This is a genomic window from Pseudomonas sp. IT-P74 (assembly GCF_949768175.1).
Lineage (GTDB): Bacteria > Pseudomonadota > Gammaproteobacteria > Pseudomonadales > Pseudomonadaceae > Aquipseudomonas.
Map to the genome: position 1 here is coordinate 18,806 of NZ_CATKQD010000003.1, position 17,204 is coordinate 36,009.

At 61.6% G+C, this 17,204-nt stretch carries 13 protein-coding genes; 8 read left to right on the forward strand and 5 right to left on the reverse strand.

What is annotated here, in order from left to right:
- Positions 1-124 precede the first annotated feature (124 nt).
- The 5 genes from ACM6J5_RS02770 (at position 125) to ACM6J5_RS02790 (ending at position 6,156) form a co-directional block, all read left to right on the forward strand.
- Positions 125-1,375, forward strand: coding sequence for an OprD family outer membrane porin (locus ACM6J5_RS02770; protein WP_150673341.1), 1,251 nt, complete (start codon positions 125-127; stop codon positions 1,373-1,375).
- A gap of 159 nt (positions 1,376-1,534) precedes the next feature.
- On the forward strand, positions 1,535-2,896 hold the full coding sequence (locus tag ACM6J5_RS02775) for a spinster family MFS transporter (RefSeq protein ID WP_414927762.1): 1,362 nt from the start codon (positions 1,535-1,537) through the stop codon (positions 2,894-2,896).
- Between the two features lie 85 nt (positions 2,897-2,981).
- Positions 2,982-3,956 carry an AraC family transcriptional regulator gene (locus ACM6J5_RS02780; protein ID WP_414927763.1) on the forward strand — a complete coding sequence of 325 codons (975 nt, stop codon included), beginning with the start codon at positions 2,982-2,984 and terminating at the stop codon, positions 3,954-3,956.
- 95 nt (positions 3,957-4,051) lie between these two features.
- Positions 4,052-5,158 carry an NAD/NADP octopine/nopaline dehydrogenase family protein gene (locus ACM6J5_RS02785; protein WP_414927764.1) on the forward strand — a complete coding sequence of 369 codons (1,107 nt, stop codon included), beginning with the start codon at positions 4,052-4,054 and terminating at the stop codon, positions 5,156-5,158.
- On the forward strand, positions 5,158-6,156 hold the full coding sequence (locus tag ACM6J5_RS02790; protein ID WP_414927765.1) for a 3-hydroxybutyryl-CoA dehydrogenase: 999 nt from the start codon (positions 5,158-5,160) through the stop codon (positions 6,154-6,156). The genes ACM6J5_RS02785 and ACM6J5_RS02790 overlap by 1 nt, the downstream gene beginning before the upstream one ends.
- Before the next feature lie 57 nt (positions 6,157-6,213).
- Here the strand turns inward: ACM6J5_RS02790 and ACM6J5_RS02795 are convergent, their stop codons facing one another.
- The 3 genes from ACM6J5_RS02795 to ACM6J5_RS02805 all read right to left on the reverse strand — a co-directional run bounded on the left by ACM6J5_RS02795 (position 6,214) and on the right by ACM6J5_RS02805 (position 10,147).
- Positions 6,214-6,915: an EthD domain-containing protein gene (locus tag ACM6J5_RS02795; RefSeq protein WP_095941821.1), complete on the reverse strand. Its 702-nt coding sequence runs from the start codon at positions 6,913-6,915 to the stop codon at positions 6,214-6,216.
- Positions 6,916-7,230: 315 nt separating this feature from the next.
- Positions 7,231-7,866, reverse strand: a complete 636-nt coding sequence (locus ACM6J5_RS02800; RefSeq protein ID WP_150673345.1) for a response regulator transcription factor — start codon at positions 7,864-7,866, stop codon at positions 7,231-7,233.
- Positions 7,867-7,876: 10 nt separating this feature from the next.
- Positions 7,877-10,147: a PAS domain S-box protein gene (locus ACM6J5_RS02805; RefSeq protein ID WP_150673346.1), complete on the reverse strand. Its 2,271-nt coding sequence runs from the start codon at positions 10,145-10,147 to the stop codon at positions 7,877-7,879.
- Positions 10,148-10,366: 219 nt separating this feature from the next.
- Here ACM6J5_RS02805 and ACM6J5_RS02810 point away from each other — a divergent pair, with 219 nt between their 5' ends.
- The 3 genes from ACM6J5_RS02810 to ACM6J5_RS02820 all read left to right on the forward strand — a co-directional run bounded on the left by ACM6J5_RS02810 (position 10,367) and on the right by ACM6J5_RS02820 (position 14,922).
- Positions 10,367-11,989 carry an acyl-CoA synthetase gene (locus ACM6J5_RS02810; RefSeq protein ID WP_150673347.1) on the forward strand — a complete coding sequence of 541 codons (1,623 nt, stop codon included), beginning with the start codon at positions 10,367-10,369 and terminating at the stop codon, positions 11,987-11,989.
- 118 nt (positions 11,990-12,107) lie between these two features.
- On the forward strand, positions 12,108-13,880 hold the full coding sequence (locus ACM6J5_RS02815; RefSeq protein ID WP_150673348.1) for an acyl-CoA dehydrogenase C-terminal domain-containing protein: 1,773 nt from the start codon (positions 12,108-12,110) through the stop codon (positions 13,878-13,880).
- 85 nt (positions 13,881-13,965) lie between these two features.
- The gene (locus tag ACM6J5_RS02820) at positions 13,966-14,922 is read left to right on the forward strand and encodes a LysR family transcriptional regulator (RefSeq protein ID WP_150673349.1); all 957 of its coding nucleotides are present in this window, start codon (positions 13,966-13,968) and stop codon (positions 14,920-14,922) included.
- Here the strand turns inward: ACM6J5_RS02820 and ACM6J5_RS02825 are convergent.
- Both ACM6J5_RS02825 and ACM6J5_RS02830 read right to left on the reverse strand, forming a co-directional pair.
- Positions 14,904-15,554 (reverse strand): TetR/AcrR family transcriptional regulator, encoded by a 651-nt coding sequence (locus tag ACM6J5_RS02825; protein WP_414927766.1) that lies wholly within the window; start codon positions 15,552-15,554, stop codon positions 14,904-14,906. The two genes, ACM6J5_RS02820 and ACM6J5_RS02825, sit on opposite strands and share 19 nt — an antisense overlap.
- Entirely contained in the window at positions 15,551-17,179 is a 1,629-nt protein-coding gene (locus ACM6J5_RS02830) for a methyl-accepting chemotaxis protein (protein ID WP_150673351.1), read from the reverse strand. The genes ACM6J5_RS02825 and ACM6J5_RS02830 overlap by 4 nt, the downstream gene beginning before the upstream one ends.
- Positions 17,180-17,204: the final 25 nt, after the last annotated feature.

Here is a 17,204-nt window from a genome sequence, read left to right on the forward strand (position 1 = left end):
CCCTGATGCAATCCGCCTTCATGCGCAAGAAGGCTCGGTGTTCGGCTGCCGGCATTTTTAGTTTTTAGTTCGAATCTGCTCCTATAAATACAGTGCCCAGCACATACAAGTGTGGAGAAGTTAGATGTATCAGGTAAAACAATCTTGCCGTGGGCTCGGTATTGCCGGCGTGTTGGGAATTATCTGTTCGCCATTGGCAGCCTATGCCGATGTCGTTGATGACAGTCACTTGAAAGTGGATACGCGCAACTTCTACTTGCACCGTAACTACACCAATAACAATGCGCCGGTTTCTGAAGTGCATAGTTGGTCTCAAGGTTTCGATGCGCAGTTTACGTCCGGTTACACCGACACGGCCCTGGCGATCGGCCTTGATGTGGATGCGCAGTACGCCGTACGCCTGGATTCATCGGGCAACGACGGTTCGCTGCCCTACAGCGTCCGTGACCAGCAGACGGCCGATGACTACAGTCGCGCCGGTGCAACCTTCAAGATGCGCTACAGCAAGACCGAGTTAAAGGTCGGTGACCTTCGCCCACAATTGCCGGTGGCGTACGATGACACCAGCCGGCAACTGGATACGATCTATCAAGGGGCGGTGGTCGAGTCCAGGGAAGTCGATGGATTGACGATGACCGGTGGCCGGTTCTGGTCTGCCGTGACACGGGAATCTTCCAACCACGAGAAACTGTACAAGTTTGGCTCCACCGATAATCTCGACAGTGATGGCCTGGACTTCGGCGGCGCAACTTACGACATTACCAGGAACCTGCAAGCCAGTTATTTCTACGGCGTGTTGCACGATATTTATCAGCAGCACTATTTCGGCCTGATGCATATGGCTGACTTGGGTCATGGCTACAAACTCAAGACCGACTTGCGCTACTTCAATAACAATGAAGATGGCAATGCCTTGAACGGTGAGATCGACAACCGTTCTTACGGTGGCTTGTTCACCTTGCTCAAAGGCGCCCACATGTTTGGCCTCAGTTACCAGCGCATGCTCGGTGACAGCGTGTTCCCGACGATGAACGGTTTTATCCCGCAACCTTACCTGGTGCACTGGTCGTCCCTGGGGTTTGTTCGCCCGGATGAAAAGTCCTGGGGAGCGCGCTACAGCTATGACTTTGCCGGGATGGGCATGCCGGGGCTGAAGCTCTACACCCGCTATATCAAGGGTACCCACTGGGACCGTGGCAACAACCTGAGCGACAACCAGGAAAGCGAACGCTTCCTGGGGCTCAGCTACGTGGTCCAGAGCGGGGCGCTGCAAGGCCTGGGGCTGGACCTGCGCAACATCGACGTGAAACAGAAGTACGGCTACGACTACAACGAATTCCGTGTCGCCACGACCTACACCTGGAAATTCTGGTAAGCCCGTCCATCCAGGGATTGACCCCATAACAATAAGAGGCCTGACCATGTTCGAACCCTTTGTCCTTTGCATCTGCCCCGCAACTTCCCAATCGGTGTGCTGTGCACCGTTACCCGGCGCGCTGCGCCCATGAGCGGATTCCAAGAGGAGCAAACACTAGTGAATATCCAGGTCGATAACGCGGTCCTGCAACAGCAGAAGAAGAAAACCTACATTTACGAGTGGTACGTGGTCGGCCTGTGCATGATCGCCTACATCTTTTCATTTGTGGATCGGCAGATCCTGGCGCTGATGATCGAGCCGATCAAAGCCGACCTGCAGATCAGCGACACCCAGTTCAGCTTGCTGCACGGGCTTGCCTTTTCGTTGTTCTATGCGTTCATGGGCATGCCCATCGCTTATCTGGCCGACCGTTTCTCCCGGCCGAAGATCATTGCCGTCGGCGTGGTGTTCTGGAGCCTGGCGACGGCTGCCTGTGGCATGAGCAAGAACTTCCTGCACATGTTCCTCGCCCGCATTGGCGTCGGCGTCGGTGAAGCGGCCCTGTCGCCCTCGGCCTACTCGATGTTCAGCGACATGTTCCCCAAGGAAAAACTCGGTCGCGCAGTGGGTATTTATTCGATCGGCTCGTTCGTCGGTGGGGGCCTGGCCTTCCTGGTGGGCGGCTATGTGATCGCGATGCTCAAGGACATGAACACCATAGAGGTCGCCTTCCTCGGTGCGATGAAGGCCTGGCAACTGGCGTTCTTCATTGTCGGCCTGCCCGGTATCGTGGTCGGCCTGTTGATCTGGCTCACCGTGCGCGATCCGGCGCGCAAAGGCCTGCAGGTCGATGCGCAGGGGCGGGCCAAGAAGGTCGCGATGAGCGATGGCTTGCGCTTCCTCGGCCGCCACCGTGCCACCTTCACCTGCCATTACCTGGGCTTTTCGTTCTACGCCATGGCCCTGTTCTGCATGATGAGCTGGAGCCCGGCGCTGTACATCCGCAAGTTCGGCCTGTCGCCGATGGAGGCCGGCTACATGCTCGGCACCGTGCTGTTGGTGGCCAATACCGCAGGCGTGCTGTTCGGTGGATGGCTCACCGACTATCTGGCGAAGAAAGGTCATCAGGACGCCGCCATGCGCACCGGCGTCATCGGTGCCCTGGGCATGGCGGTACCGGCCGTGCTGTTCCCGCAAGCCGATCAACTGTGGCTGTCGGTGACCCTGTTGGTGCCGGCGATGTTCTTCGCTTCGTTCCCGATGCCGGCGTCCACGGCGGCGATGCAGATCCTCGCGCCGAATCAGGTGCGCGCACAGGTCTCGGCGGTGTTCCTGCTGATCAGCAATCTGCTGGGCCTGGGCCTGGGCACCACGCTGGTGGCGCTGTTGACCGACCGCTACTTCGGGTCGCCCGCGGCGGTGGGTTCGTCGATGTCGCTGGTAATCGCCGGTGCGTCGGCACTGACCGTGTTGCTGCTCTGGCGTGGTTGCCGTCGTTTTCGCGAAAGCTATGCCCGGGAGTATCCGACCCGGGCTTGATTGGTCATAGTCCACGATCGGCGCCTCGGCCTCGCTCCCTTTGAAGGGCGCGGGGTCGAGGCGCTCCAGGTCAGGAGAACCCTTGATGTTGAATGACGTACACCTGCTGGAACGGCACAGCTTGCTCAGCTCGGCCGATTACCGCGAGATCAAGGACAAGGTCAGCCAATACCTGTGCCCGCACAGCTTCAACGTGCTGCGTGACGAGCCGATCCATACCCGGCTCAACGGCGTATTCTTCGGCGATTCGGCGCTGCTCGACCTGCGCTATGGCGCGCCAGTGGAGATCACCATCGGCGACATTGCCGATCAGTACCTGTTTCGCATCACTTTGCAGGGGCATTGCGAAGTGGCCCACGGGCGGCGCAGCGCGGCGATGCAGTCGGGCTACCTGAGCGTTTCCTCGCCGTTCGCGCAAAGCCGCATCGTCACCGATGGCGAGTGCCGCAACCTGATTCTGCGCGTCGACCGTGATGCCCTGGAGACGCAACTGCAACGTCTGCTAGACCGCAGTCTGCGCCAATCGGTGATCTTTGATATCAGCGTCGACCACCTGGGCGCCGGCGTCGTCAGCCTCTATCACACCCTGGACTACATCTGCCGGCTGTACGGCAGCGGCGTGGACGGTTCGCGCCTCGCCAGCGGCCTGTCCGAATACCTGATGCAACTGCTGCTCACACAGCTGCCCCACAACTACTCGGCGGATCTGTTGATCGACTCGCGCGCGCCGCTGCCACACCACGTGAAAAAGGCCCGTGACTACATTGAGGAACACCTCGACGAACCGATCAGCCTGACGACCCTGAGCGAACTGTGTGGCGTCTCGGTGCGCACCTTGCAAAACGGCTTCAACCAGTTCCTTCAGCAGGCGCCGGTCGAGTACATCCGTGACCGTCGCCTGGCGGTGATCCACGAATCGCTCAAACAGGGCAATGCCTACGAAACCGTCACCGATATCCTGTTGCGTCACGGCATCAACAGTTTCGGGCATTTCTCCAGCGCCTATCGGCAACGCTATGGCTGCCTGCCGTCGGACACCCTGCGACGGCGCAAGCATTGAGACTCCTGCGCAATCCGTCATTCGGCTGCGCAATCGGATGAGTCCGGGGCGGTGCGGCTCGATAGGATCGAGTCTCTAACAAAAGGAGTATCTGCATGAATATTACCGTGCTGGGTGGTGGTCACGGCTGTTACGCCGCTGCTGTCGAAATGGCTGAAAAGGGGCACCAGACCCGTCTGTGGCGTCGAGACTGCGCCGCACTCAAGGAGCTGCTGGCCATCGGCAGCCTGACCATCAAGGACTACAAGGGCACTCGCAAACTGTCCGTCGGCCAGCAGGGCGACAAGCTCTCGTTCACTGACGACCTGGCCGAAGCCCTGGGCGATGCGCAACTGGTGATCATCCCGCTGCCGTCGACCTCCCACGAAGACCTGGCCAAACATGTTGCGCCGCACCTGCACGACGGTCAGGTGGTGTTCCTGCCGCCGGGCACCTTCGGCAGCTTCGTGTTCGCCAAGGCCATGGCCGATGCGGGCAACCGGAGCAAGGTCGCCTTCGCTGAAACCGGTACGTTGCCGTACCTGGTGCGCAAGCATGGCGCCAGCGACCTGGTGATCAGCGGCTACGCCACCCGCCTGCCGACCGGTGTATTCCCCAGCAACCTGTCCGAGCATGCTTTCGCGGTACTGCGCGAAGCCTACCCGAGCGTCGAGCCGATTGAAGACGCCCTGAGCGGTGCGCTGATGAACGCAGGCCCCATCATCCATCCGCCGCTGATCATGATGAACGCAGGTCCACTGGAGCATTTCGAGGCCTGGGACATCCACAACGAAGGCACCCAGCCGTCGATTCGTCGCGTGACCAACCAGCTCGATGCCGAGCGCATGGCCGTGCGCGAAGCACTGACCTACGGTGCTCCGCACTTCCCCCTGGCCGACCACTACAACACCACCGAAGGCGACGAGTGGATGTACGGTCGCGGTGCCCATGGCAAGCTGACCGACAGCGGTGACTGGCGCGAAGAGATCGACCTGCAGAAACACCGCTACATGCTCGAAGACACCCGCCTGGGCCTGTCCTTCCTGGTGTCCGTCGGCCGCTGGGCCGGTGTGCCGACCCCGGTTGCGCAGGGCCTGCTGAGCATTGCCTCGGTCGTCGCTGCACGGGATCTCTACGCCGAAGGTCGCACCCTGGAAAACCTCGATCTGGCCACGCTGAGTCGGGCGCAGATGACCGAGCTTCTGACCAAGGGCTACAACTGATGAACGCCGCGCTGCCCCAAGTCAGCGTGGTCGGTGCCGGCCGGATGGGCGAGGGCATTGCCCTGGCGTTCATCCATGCCGGTCTGCCGGTGACCCTCATCGACATCAAGGATCGCGCCGAGGATGAGCGGCACGGTTACTTCGAGCATGTGTGCAACAACATCCGCAGCGAACTGCAGATGCTGGTACGCCTTGGTGTGCTCGAGGGGGATCAGGCGGACATCGCGATAGCCCGGTTGACGCTGCAATCGAAATCCCAGGCCGCAGCAACACTGACTCAGTGCGACCTGGTGTTCGAAGCGGTGCCGGAAGTCATCGCGGTCAAGCAGGAGACCTTCGCCTGGGTCAGCGAGCATGTCCCGGCGTCGGCCATCATCGCGTCCACCACCTCGACTTTCCTGGTCACCGAGTTGAGCGAAATGGTCAGTACGCCTGCGCGCTTCGTGAACGCGCACTGGCTCAATCCCGCGTACCTGATGCCGCTGGTGGAAGTCAGCCGCAGCGAAGCCACCTGCCCGCAGGTGGTCGAGCGGCTGCTGCAACTGCTCAAGCGCATCGGCAAGGTGCCCGTGGTGTGCAATCCGGTGGCCGGCTACATCGTGCCGCGCATTCAGGCACTGGTGATGAACGAAGCGGCACGGATGGTGGAAGAGGGCGTGGCCAGCGCAGAAGATATCGACACGGCGGTGCGCGTCGGCTTTGGTTTGCGCTTCTCGGTGCTGGGCCTGCTTGAGTTCATCGACTGGGGCGGCGGCGACATTTTGTACTACGCCTCGCGGTACCTGAGTGGAGCACTGTCACCGCGTTTCGAGTCGCCGCAAGTGATCGCCGACAACATGCAAAACGGTCGCAATGGCTTGCGCGATGGCCAGGGTTTCTACGATTACCGAGACATGGACGTGGACGCCTACAAGCAGCAGCGCCTTGGCGACTTTGTGCGCAAGCTGGAGTTGTCGGGGCTGACGCCCGCTTTCGATGGCGCCCTGGGGAAGACCTGAGCATCAGGGCCCGGATGCCGGGCCCTGACACGTTTCACGCTTGACGATTTCCCAGCCCTACAGGCGGTACTGACTGGTGGGCAGCACGTCGATCTTGTCGAAATCGATGAAGCGGCTGCAACTGTCCATCATCGCGGCCAGGTTGCGCTGGAATTTCGCTTCGTCGCCCGCCGCATCGAAAAAGGCCATGGGGTCGGTCATGGCCGCTGGCGGAAAACATTCTTCGACGATGGCATCGATCCGTGGGGCGCCGTGGGTCAGTGCCGACACCACCAGGTTTTGCACGTACTGGAAGTTGGCTTGCGTGTCCACGGCCACCGCCGTGTGATGGTTGCGCCAGATGTCCAGCCAGGCCTCCGGGGTCAGGCGTGGAGGGCGGGTCAGCAGGGCCAGTTGGGCAAACCCGTGGGTACGCTCACCGGGGGTTGAAGGGAAGCGGGTATTGGCGATGGCGACCGATTCGCAGACCAGGTAGGCGGCCATGCGCGCCGTTGCCGTGCTGATCAACTGGTCGAACGGGCGACGAGCCGGCCCGTTGGCACTGTCCAGCCACAGCGACAGGCTGCCATCGGGCAATGGCCGGTTGTTCTCCTGACGCAGACCGGCGGCTGGCTGCACATCGGCATCGCACAGGTTCAATTGCACACCATGGGCACCGAGTGCCTGCAATTGCCCGGCAACCTCACTGCGCAGGCGATGGGCGAAGGTATCAGGACTGACTTGAGTATCACGCCACAGCAGATAGATGACTTTTTCCATAGCTATCAAGCTCCTCGTTGCGGTTGATGGATGGGGCAGCGGTCGTGCTGTCTGGTCCATCCGGATGACCGAAAATCCCTGGCGTCATAGTCAATCAAGGTCCGCGCCGGGTAATACCTCAAACAGACTATTGACCAACAATATGAGGGCGATGGCTGCGCCGCTCGACGCCGGGCAGCCCTGGAGAACCGCAGCCAGGCTTTCTTGCGCTGGGGCGGCAGAGGAAGTGTTGCCTCGGGATGGTCCATGTCTGGCAAGCGGAGCGCTTCGATTTCGGTCAGGCGCTGGAGTTGCTTGAAAACCTGTCCTGAGGGATCAACGCAACTTCAGCGGATCGACCATCCGCGCGGCGATGGCCATGCCCACCAGGTCCGGCAGCGTGTTGGCCTGCATGCGTTTCATAACGCGCGCACGGTACAGATCAACGGTTTTTGCACTCACGCCCAGTTGCTCCGCGATTTCGCGGGTGGTGTAACCCTGCACCAGTGGCAACAGGATATCGCGCTCGCGCGGGGTCAAGGTCAGCAAGCGCGCCTGCAAGGCTTCGTGGCCCTGGTTGCCCGAACGGTTGGCGGCACAGTTGCTGAGCGCCTGTTGCACGCTGTCCAGCAACAGTTGTTCGTTGTAGGGCTTCTCGATAAAGTCATGGGCGCCGGCCTTGAACGCGCGCACCACGATCGGCACATCCGCATGCCCGCTGACGAAGATGATCGGCAGGTTCAGTTGGCGCACACGCATTTCTTCCTGCACGTTCAACCCGCCCATACCGGGCATGCGAACGTCCAGCAGCACACAGGCATCGAGGCTTGCATCGCAGGCTTCGAGGAACGCGACGCCACTGGTAAACGGCAAGGCCTTGATCCCGACCGACTCCAGTAACCAGACCGTCGATTCGAGCATGCCCTGGTCATCATCGACCACGTACACAACGTGCTCCGTCACACCTGCCATTACCTGATTCCTATTGTTGTTTTGTTGGGCCGGCCAGCGGCAAGCGGCAACACATGAGCAGCCCGACAGGCTGGCGTCGGGCATTCAGTTCGCCACCGAAACCTTCGATGATGCTGCGGCTCATGGACAGACCGAGCCCCAGGCCATCGGCCTTGCTGGTGTAGAACGGGGTGAATATCTGCTCCAGTTCCGGCTCGCTGACGCCCGGCCCCTGGTCTCGCACACTGATTTCCACGCAGGCGCCACTGCCATGCTCCACGGCCATCACGATCACAGAGGGTTGCCCGGGATGTTGCTCACGGTTGGCGTCGATGGCATTGCGCAACAAGTTGAGCAGCACCTGTTCCAGCAACACGCGGTCGGCATAAACGGGTGGCGGATTATCCGGCAGTCGATCCTCGATTGTCACTTGGCAATTACTCGCCTCCCAGGCACACAAGCGCACGGCTTCGCGGGCGACGTCGGTCAGGTTCAGCGCCTGCATGCGACGCTGTCCCTTGCGCAAAAAGGCGCGTAAACGTCGGATTACTTCGGAGGCGTGGGTCGCGTGATGGGTAATGCGTTCCAGGCCCTGGGTCACTCTGGCAGCGGCCTGGGGATTGGAATCCAGCGTTTGTAGATAGCGCTGGCTTGCATTCGCATAATTGACCACGGCAGCCAGCGGCTGGTTGATTTCGTGGGCGATCCCCGAGGCCAGTTCACCGAGCGTGACCAACCGCGCGGTGTGTGCCAGTTCGTCCTGATGACGGCGCTGTTGCACTTCCCGCAACTCGCGCTCGGTCATGTCGCGCGCGACCAATGAGTAATAACGTTCGCCGCCGGCGGAACGGTGCGCCAACAGTACCAGCGACACCGGCACCGATGTGCCGCCACTCGGTGGTTGCAACCGCGCATCGGTGCTCCAGACACCGTCGCGCTCGGCGCTGCGCCAGCCATCGCGCTGCAGGCGCGCAAGGTCGCCGCTGGCGAACAACTCGGCCAGGGCCGGCATGGGTTGTTGCTCATCAATCCCGAGGATCCGTCGCGCGGCCGGATTGAGGTAAGTGACCTGGCCCTCGGGGGCGATGAACAACACCGGGTCGATGTTGGCCTCGACCACTTCGGCCAGGCGTCGCTTGTTTTCCTCGGCCTGCACCCGGGCGGTGATGTCCCGGGATACGCTGACGATTTCGACCACCGCCCCGGTGTAGGTTTCCCGGATTGCCCGGCTGGCGGTTTCGAACCACAGGTAATGGCCGTCGCGATGGCGGATGCGATAGGTCATGGTGTGATAGCCATCCTGCTCCAGCGCATCACGCGCGCGCTGCACCAGGCCGGCCAGATCCTGGCCATGAAACAGACCCTGGGCCATTTGCCCGCGCAACTCTTCGGGCCAGTAACCGAGCAAGGTCCAGGATGCCGGTGACGCATCGATAACGCGCCCATCCGGCGTGTGGCGGGAAATCAGGTCGGTGGTGTTTTCGATGATCAGCCGGTACAGCCGTCGTGCGGTGGCCGCTTCACGCTCCGCCAGCACTTGAGCCGTGGCGTCGCGGCAACGGGCGAGCACTCGGTTGTCCTGGGGGTCGGGGATGAACGTCCAGATCAGGATCTGCGCTTCAAACTGCGCCTCGACGCCTTCGATGGCGCGTTGCTGGTCCAGGCAGGCACGCACCAGCACCCGATGATTGACCGGTAAAAAACCCAACACATCGGTCAGCGACTTCTCGGCGAGCAGTGCCATCAGTGCCGCGTTGAACTCCAGCGGTCGACCTTGTGCATCGAGCAACAGGCTCGGTTGTGGATCGTGGCCCAGCAGCGGCGAACCACGCAACATGCCGTTGATGCTGCTCAGCAGCGTCGTCAGCAAATCCTGCACCCAGCCCAGCCAATCGAGACTCACGCCCTCGCACACCTGCACCAGCAACAACCCCGGCTGCCCCGGCTGCAAGGCCAGATCAAATACCTGGCCATGGCTGATCGCGGCCCGGCGCAAGCGGCCGGACAACCAGCAATCGAGTTGACGGACTTGAGCCAGGCCCAGGCGGCCTGCCTCGACCAGATGTTCGAAGAGCAACTGGTCGCTGGCCAGCGCCGGGTCGCCAAGTCCCGGCGGTAAATGCTGGGCGGCGCCCTCATGGCTGTAGATCCGCGCATTGGGTTGCCAGCTCAGGTAAACCGCCCTCTGTACCTCAGGGCATTCCTGCAGCGCCCGACACAATGCATCGGCCCGGGCAGCCAGAGACACACCCTCGCGCTGCAGGCGCAACCAACTGTGCAATCGAACGGGCGTCAGGGTCATTGCGGGTCCACTTTCTCAGGGAAACCAAGCATATACCAGCCTTGGAGGGCTGGCGGCGGTGATTTGGAGTCAAAAGGACCATATATAGTATATATACTATACGATGTAGGTTGTACTTCCATATTCATGGCTGGATGTTATATAAAGCAATCCGGACTTTGAAGGTGACCTCGACGAGGTCAACCATAGAGCTAACAATCAGCCATCGAGTACCCGCACATGTCTATCTATGACCAAGGCCTAGGCCCTTCGGCTGTCAACCACATTGCCTTGTCGCCGCTGAGTTTCATCGAGCGCACAGCCAGTACATATCCCGATCACCTCGCCGTCATCCACGGTTCGATTCGCCGCACCTGGGCGCAGACCTACACCCGTTGCCGACGCCTGGCCTCGGCGCTGGCCGGTCGCGGTATCGGCAAGGACGACACGGTGGCAGTGATGCTGCCCAACATTCCCGAGATGCTTGAAGTGCATTTCGGTGTGCCGATGATCGGCGCCGTGCTCAACCCGCTCAACGTGCGCCTCGATGCCGAGGCGATCGCCTTCATGCTGCAGCATGGCGAAGCCAAGGTGTTGATTACCGACCGCGAGTTCCATGAGGTGATCCAGGCGGCGCTTGGCATGCTCGATCACCCGCCTCTGGTGATCGACGTGAATGACCCGGAATACGGTGAAGGTCAGGCCGCGAGCGACCTGGACTACGAAGCGCTGCTGGCCGAAGGCGACCCGGCATTCGACTGGCAATGGCCGGTCGACGAGTGGCAGGCCATTTCGCTGAATTACACGTCGGGCACCACCGGCAACCCCAAGGGCGTGGTCTACCACCATCGCGGTGCTTACCTGAGCGCATTGGGCAACCAGATGACCTGGGCCATAGGCAACCATCCGGTGTACCTCTGGACCCTGCCGATGTTCCATTGCAATGGCTGGTGCTACCCATGGACCATCACCGCCCTGGCGGGCGTGCACGTTTTCCTGCGCCGGGTCGATCCACAGAAAATCCTCACGCTGATCCGCGAGCATCAGGTCACTCACCTGTGCGGTGCGCCGATCGTGCTCAATGCACTGGTGAACATGCCCGAATCAGCGAAAGCGGCCATCGATCACCCGGTCAATGCCCTGGTCGCGGGTGCTGCGCCACCGGCCAAAGTCATCGGTGCCGTGGAAGAGATGGGCATCAAGGTCACTCATGTGTTTGGCCTGACCGAAACCTATGGCCCGGTGACGGTCTGCGCCTGGCACGCCGAATGGGATGAGTTTTCCCTGGAGGAGAGGGCGCAGATCAAGTCGCGACAGGGCGTGCGCTACCCGACTCTGGAAGGCGTGATGGTCGGCGATAGCACAACGCTGGAGCCAACCCCGCGTGACGGCCAGACGATCGGTGAGATCTTCCTGCGCGGCAACACCGTCATGAAGGGCTACCTGAAGAACCCGACCGCCACTGCCGAAGCGTTCGAGGGCGGCTGGTTCCACACGGGTGACCTGGCCGTCTGGCATCCAGACGGTTACGTCGAGATCAAGGACCGGCTCAAGGACATCATCATCTCCGGCGGCGAGAACATTTCCACCATCGAACTCGAAGGCGTGCTCTATCGCCACCCGGGTGTGATGGAAGCAGCCGTGGTTGCCCGTCCCGATGAAAAATGGGGCGAAACACCCTGTGCGTTCGTGACCTTGAAGGCTGATCACCAGAACGTTCGCGAGGCTGACATCATCAGTTTCTGCCGTGAGCACCTGGCCGGATTCAAAGTACCGCGCACAGTGATCTTTACCCTCTTGCCAAAGACTTCTACCGGCAAGGTCCAGAAGTATGTCTTGCGCGACCGGGCCAAGGCGCTCTAACCCGATCTGACATTGCATCTATCGAGCAGCAGGTGTTTGACCTGCTGCCGCGGGTTCGTGCAGGCCGAATTCGGCTGTGCCCTGCCCATGACAAAACCGTTCCAACGAGGTTTCCGTTATGCCTGAATTCAAAGCCCCGCTGCGCGACATGCGCTTCGTGCTGCACGAAGTGTTCGATGCCCCGGCCATGTGGGCGCGCCTGCCGGCCTTGGCCGACAGCATCGACACCGATACGGCGGACGCCATTCTCGAGGAGGCGGCAAAAGTCACCTCGCACCTGATTGCGCCCCTCAATCGCAGCGGCGACGAGGAGGGCGCGCAGTGGCATGACGGCCGGGTTACCACCCCCGTCGGTTTCAAACAGGCTTACGCGACCTACATCGAAGGCGGTTGGGTGGGACTGTCCGGCAACCCCGGGTTCGGTGGCATGGGCATGCCGAAAATGCTGGCCGTGCAGTTCGAAGAGATGCTCTACGGCGCCAACTCAAGTTTTGCACTGTATAGCGCATTGAGTTCCGGGGCCTGCCTGGCGCTGGACGCCCACGCCAGCGAAGCCCTGAAGAACCTCTATCTGCCACCGATGTATGAAGGCCGCTGGGCCGGCTCCATGTGCCTGACCGAGGCCCATGCCGGTACCGACCTGGGGCTGATCCGCACCCGCGCCGAACCTGAGACTGACGGCAGCTACAAGATCACCGGCAGCAAGATTTTCATCACCGGGGGCGATCAGGACCTGACCGAGAACATCGTGCATCTGGTACTGGCCAAACTGCCGAACGCGCCTGCTGGTCCGAAAGGCATTTCGCTGTTTATCGTGCCTAAAGTGTTGGTCAATGCCGACGGCTCCCTTGGCGCGGTCAACGCCGTGAGTTGCGGATCGATCGAACACAAGATGGGCATCAAGGCCTCGGCCACCTGCGTGATGAACTTCGACGGCGCCAGTGGCTGGCTGGTCGGTGAAGAGAACAAAGGCCTGGCGGCGATGTTCACCATGATGAATTACGAACGCCTGTCGATTGGCATTCAGGGCATTGGCTGCGCCGAGGCGTCCTACCAGAGCGCCGTCGCCTATGCCCGCGAGCGCATTCAAGGTCGGGCTCCCACCGGTGCCTTGGCCCCGGACAAACCGGCCGACCCGATCATCGCTCACCCGGATGTGCGACGTATGCTGCTGGGCATGAAAGCCATGACCGAAGGCGGTCGCGCGTTCGCCAGCTATGTCGGGCAACAACTGGATCTGTCGAAGTTTTCCGACGATGCCAGCGAGCGCGATAACGCACAGATCCTGGTTGCGCTGCTGACGCCAGTGACCAAGGCGTTTTTTACCGACACCGGCCTGGAAAGCTGCATCAACGGCCAGCAGGTGTTCGGCGGCCATGGCTACATCCGCGAATGGGGCCAGGAACAATTGGTCCGTGATGTGCGCATTGCACAGATCTACGAAGGCACCAATGGCATCCAGGCATTGGACCTGCTCGCACGTAAAGTGCTGGCCAACGATGGCGTCGCATTGCGCCTGTTCGCTCGGGAAGTCCGCCATTTCGCCCTGCACCACGAAAGCGCCTATGGCCGCGAACTGCTGCAGTCCCTGGAGCGCCTGGAGAGTCTCAGCAACTGGTTGCTGGAGCGGGCCAAAGCCGACGCCAACGAAGTCGGCGCAGCCTCCGTGGAGTACCTGCACCTGTTCGGCTATGTCGCCTACGCCTACATGTGGTCGCGCATGGCCGCCGTGGCCCGCTCCAGACTCGACCGGGACCCGCCGTTCTACGCTGCCAAACTGGCCACCGCCGACTTCTACTTCGCCCGCCTGCTGCCGCGGACGCTGAGTCTGGAAGCCAGCATCCGTGCCGGCAGTGCGCCCCTGTACGGCCTTGCTGACGAACAGTTCTGACGATTGAGCGTTGCGCGGCGCCTTCCCACGCCCTGGCCCGCGCTTTTTATTCACTGGCCCTCTCAAAGTACGGCAGGAAAGCCTGATGAATATGCTAGCAAGTACAACGCAAGGTCACTTGAACTGGGACGACATGCGTTTCTTCCTCGAGGTCGCCCGTGCCCGCACCGCCAGCGGGGCAGCCCGCCGCCTGGGGGTGGACTACACCACGGTAGCGCGACGCATCCGCGCCCTGGAGCAGAGCCTGGGTGCCATGTTGTTCGAGAAATCGCGAACCGCAGGCTTCGTCCTGACCGTGGAGGGGCAGCGCCTGGTCTGCCACGCCGAAACCCTGGAAAGTACGCTGCTGGTAGCCTGCGAGCAGGTTTTCGGCACCACCGGGGGGCTCGCCGGGCACCTGCGCATCGGCTGTACCGAAGCCTTCGGCTCCTGTTTCATCGCCGCACAGATGAGCCATTTCCTCGAGCACTACCCGCATATCTCGGCGGACATTTTGCCGGTCCCGCACTTCGTCAACCTGTCACGGCGCGAGGCAGACATCGCCATCACCCTGGAACGGCCCGAGCGCGGTCCGTACGTGTGCTCGCGGTTGTGCGATTACCGCCTGCGTGTGTATGCGACACCGGAGTACCTGGCCAGTCATCCGCCGATCGGCTGTCGCGAGGACCTGGCCGGTCACCCGTTCGTGACCTACGTCGATGATCTGGCCTTCAGCTTCAAGCTGCTCTACCTGAACGACCTGATGCTCGGCGCGCGCAGCCGCCTGCGCAGCACCAGCGTGGTCGCCCAGTACCATGCGGCACTGGAAGGGCGCGCGCTGGCGATCCTGCCTTGCTTCCTCGCCGGTCCCGACCCGCGCTTGTGCGAGGTGCTGCCGGATCAGGTGGAGGTCACCCGCCAGTTCTGGATGTACTACTGTGAGGACCTGCGCAACCTCAAGAGGATTACCCTGGTGGCCGACTACCTGCGCACCTGCGCGCAACTCAATCGTCCGCTGCTGATGGGCGAGTCACGCCAGATGGCCTATCTGCCGTCGCCCTGAGTTGCCCGCAATGCACCCAGCAGAGTACCCATCACCATCTCATGCAGCAGCTTGCGGCGTGCTCCAATGCCGGCCCGGGGCTCCCCGACCCAGGCCGGTAGCTGATTGAGCAGGGAAACGATACCGCTCATGGTCGCGCGCAGAGTGGCGCCAGCCGGTTGACCGGTGAGTTGCTCCATGGCCTCCAGCAGATGCTCTTCGTAGCGTCGGCGCAGGGTCAGAATCGTGGCTTGCTGTTCGCCGCTCAAACAATGAAGGTCGTACTCAGCCAGGCGGAAATGCGCGGCCATACGCTCGTGGAGCCGCAGGTGCGCCTCAAGCAGGGCGTGCAGTCGTACAGTGGGGGCGGATTTGCGCCGGATTACCAGGCGGGCGCAATCGAGCAATGCTTCGTAGAGCGCCTCGATCAGCTCAAACAGCAGTGCCTCCTTGTTTTCGATGTGGTTGTAGAGGGAGCCGGCGGTGATCCCCAGACATGTGGCCAGGTCACGCATGCTGACCCGGCTGAAACCATGCCGGGCGAACAGCTCGACCGCCTTGTGCCGCGTTTCCAGGTAGCGCGTGTTGCGCTCTTCGTCGACAGACACCGCAAAAAGGGTTTTGGAGGGCTGCATGTTGCTCATCCACCTCATACGCGAAACTGTCCCAATAGCCGATTGAGCTGTCCCGCAAGCTGGCCCAGTTCCTGGCTCGCCTCGTTGGACCGGTCCGCGGCCCGGGCACTTTCGTTGGCCAGAGAGGCGGCGCGGGTCACGTTCTGGTTGATGTCTTCGACCACGTGCGACTGCTCCAGGGTGGCGCTGGCGATCGAGGCGTTCAGTTCAGTGACATTGCGCAGCGCGCCGAGTACCTGGCGCAGGCTTTCAGCTGTTTGGTGGGCTTGTTCCACGGTTTGTCGAGCGGCCAGGCTGCTGGCATCGATGACATTCACCGCGGCTTCCGAGTTGCCGTGCAAGCGCTCGATCATGTCCTGGATTTGCGCGGTCGACTGCTGGGTGCGCTGGGCCAGCAAGCGCACTTCGTCTGCTACCACAGCGAAGCCGCGACCCTGCTCGCCTGCGCGCGCCGCCTCGATGGCGGCGTTCAGCGCGAGCAGGTTGGTCTGCTCGGCGATGGCGCGGATCACTTCCAGCACGCTGCCGATCTGGGTGCTTTCCCGGGCCAGACTCTGGATCACCTCGACGGCCTGGCCGATGGTATCGGACAACTGGTCGATCTGGAGCAGGCTGCTGTCGATGTTGTGCTGGCCCCGACGTGCCTGTTCTTCGGCCTGGCGAACTTCGTTGGCAGCGTGCTCGGCGTTCCTGGCCACTTCTTGCACGGCGTAGGAGACCTCGTGGATGGCGGCGGCCACCAGTTCCATCTGCTGCGATTGCTGCTGGCTGTGGTTATGGCTGTCGGCGGCGATTTCGCTGAGGGACTTCGAAGCCTGGTCGAGGCTGTCGGCGGACTGTATGGACTGGCCGATCACGCCACGCAACTTGTTGGTGAACACGTTGAAATGGCCGCTCAGGTCTGTCAGTTCATCGCGCCAACGGTTATCCAGATGGCGGGTCAGGTCGGCTTCGCCGCTGGCGATGTTCTCCATGGCATCGACCACCCGCGCCAGTGGCGAGGCGATGCTGCGGGCAATCAGCAGGATCAGCGCACTGAGCAGCAGGGTGATCGTCAGCAATATGACGAAGGCTTGAATCAACTGGCGACGGAACTCGACTTGCACGTCGTCGATGTAGATGCCCGAGCCGACAATCCAGCCCCAGGGCTTGAACAATTCAACGTAGGAAACTTTTTCCACCGGCGCGTCGGAACCTGGCTTGGGCCAGCGGTAGTGCACCAGGCCTGCGCCATCGCGGTTGGCCGTGGTAACCATTTCATCGAACAGCGCCTTGCCGTCCGGATCGAGTGTGCCGGACATGCGCTTGCCCTCGAGTTTGGCATTGGGGTGCATGACCATTCGCGTGTCGAGGTCTTCGAGCCAGAAGTAATCCTCACGGTCGTAGCGCAAGTCGCGCATGACCGCGATGGCCTGCTGCTGCGCCTGCTCACGACTCAGACCCTGGCCTTCCAGGCTTTGGAAGTGGCGCAGGATGCCGCTGGCGGTCTCGACCACGTGGCGGGTTTTCAGCGCCTTGGCCGTATAAAGGTCGTCATGGCTCTGCTTGAGCATCAGGCCGGCGAGAATCAGCAGCATCAGGATGGATGTCAGCAAAATCAGCCACAGACGGCAGCTAATGGAAATATTGCGCAAGCCGAACATGGGCAAACTCCGCGTTTGGGAAGGC